Here is a 2,271-nt window from a genome sequence, read left to right on the forward strand (position 1 = left end):
AAAATGAAAAGAAAAATAATACAAGTGTTATTTTTAATACTGCCTTTTTTATGCAGTGCTCAAGAATACATCGATCTATTTTCGCTAAATTTTGGAAAATCACAAGAAAAAACATTTGAAAATTCATCCGTTAATACCAGCATCTCCACATTTCAAACAAATCTTACATTACCAGTTGTTTTAAATGAAAAATATATTGCTGTTACCGGTGTAAATTTCAGCAGCTATAGCTTACAATTATTTCCCGATTCTAATAACAATCATTTATATTCAACAAATTTAAGAGCTGGTCTGAGTGTAAAACATTCTGAACACTGGAGTGGACTATACCTTTTCCTGCCAAAAGTGGCATCTGATTATATTAATGTCAGCAGCGAAGATATTTACCTGGGTGGATTAGCTTTATTAAAATATAAAAGAAACGAAAATTTTGGTTACGGATTAGGACTTTACGGCAGCAGTGAAGCTTACGGCATGTCCGTGGTTCCAATAATTACTTTCTATTATCATAGTCCGAATAAACGTTTTGAAATAAATGCCTTTATGCCAAATGATGCTGACATCAATTATAGTCTGACTGATAAAACAAGAATAGGTGTTGATTTTCTAGGTCATGGAAATAGTTACAAACTGACAACGGATAATATCCGTTCCAATTATGTAGAAAATAATTCGATAGATTTTTCTTCTTATGTGCAACGAAGTGTTTTCGACAAAAAAATTCTTTTACGTCTGAAAATGGGCTATTCTTTAAACCAGTTTAGAGTATATCCAATGGATCAAAAGCTTGATTTACAAATTCTGGCGTTAAAATTTGGTGACAACCGTACCCGATTATTCGAAGATAAATCAAACACTATTCTTTTAAAACTGGAAGCTATTTATCGTTTTGATTTGAGTACCGTTAAAAAATAAACATTTTTTAAAAACTTTTCTGTCAACAATTAATACTATTGTCCAATAAAAAAAAGCCGTTCCAAAAAATGAGACGGCTTCAATTTTTTAATAAAAAAGATTACAAAATATAATCTGTATTGATAAAATTAGATTCTTTGCTATTTAGTAATTCTTGCAAAATGGCATTGTTATACTCATTGTCTTTAGAAGCTACAAAAGTTCTGATAGAGAACGAACGCAACGCATCGTGGATACTCAAAGTTCCCACTGCTGAATCTTTTCTTCCTGTAAATGGGAAAACATCAGGTCCTCGCTGGCAAGAACTATTCAAGTTTACTCTACAAACAAGATTCACTAAAGTATCAATAAGAGGTGCAATGGTTTTAATGTCTTTTCCAAACAAACTTACTTGCTGTCCGTAATTAGACTCCGCCATATCGTTTAAAGGCTCCTGAATGTCTTTAAAAGAAAGAATAGGCACCACTGGGCCAAACTGTTCTTCGTGATACAAACGCATTTCTTTGTTTATGGGAAACAAAACTGCCGGGAAAATATAATTCTCAGTATGCTCCCCTCCTTTTTCATTGATTATTTTTGCTCCTTTACTTGTAGCATCATCAATCAATTCTTGGATATAAGCTGGTTTTTCTTTTTCTGGTAAAGGAGTAAGAAATACTGATTTATCCCATGGATTTCCAAAAGTCAATGCATCCACTTTGGCAGCAAAACGCTTATTAAATTCATCGGCTATTGATTCATGAACGTACAAGACTTTTAAGGCGGTGCAACGTTGTCCATTAAATGATAATGAACCAGCTATACATTCTTGGATGGCCAAATCTAAATCGGCATCCGGAAGGATTATAGCAGGATTTTTTGCTTCTAAACCTAGTACTAAACGCAATCTGTTTTTGTTTGGATGTTGATCTTGCAAAGCAATCGCCGATTTACTGTTTCCAATCAAAGCCAAAATATCAACTTTCCCCGACTTCATGATAGGCGAAGCGACTTCTCTACCTCTACCATAAACAATATTGATGGCTCCGGCAGGAAAACTGCTTCTGAACGCTTCTAACAAAGGAGAAATTAATAAAACACCATGTTTAGCCGGTTTAAAAATTACAGGATTACCCATAATCAACGCCGGAATAAGCAAAGAAAAAGTTTCATTTAACGGGTAATTGTATGGTCCTAGGCACAATACAACTCCAAGTGGTCCCCTACGAACCATGGCATTTATACCTTGCACTTTAGAAAAATGGGCACTACGTGTATTTAATTCTTTGTAGCTATCGATAGTGTCGTAAATATATTCTACGGTTCTGTCAAATTCTTTTTCAGAATCTCCCAAAGATTTACCAATTTCCCACATCA

The 2,271-nt window shown here is 34.1% G+C and carries 2 protein-coding genes; one reads left to right on the forward strand and one right to left on the reverse strand.

Translation table 11 applies throughout. The features are described 5' to 3' along the window. Nucleotides 1–915, forward strand: a 915-nt coding sequence (locus ACH2BP_RS01315; RefSeq protein WP_395056248.1) for a DUF6268 family outer membrane beta-barrel protein, incomplete at its 5' end; no start/stop codon positions are given. A gap of 100 nt (nucleotides 916–1,015) precedes the next feature. Here ACH2BP_RS01315 and ACH2BP_RS01320 read toward each other — a convergent pair. Continuing rightward, nucleotides 1,016–2,271: aldehyde dehydrogenase family protein (locus ACH2BP_RS01320; protein WP_395056250.1), on the reverse strand; the 1,256-nt coding region annotated here is incomplete at its 5' end.

It is taken from the genome of Flavobacterium sp. (assembly GCF_043756175.1).
In the GTDB taxonomy this organism is placed as follows: Bacteria; Bacteroidota; Bacteroidia; order Flavobacteriales; family Flavobacteriaceae; genus Flavobacterium.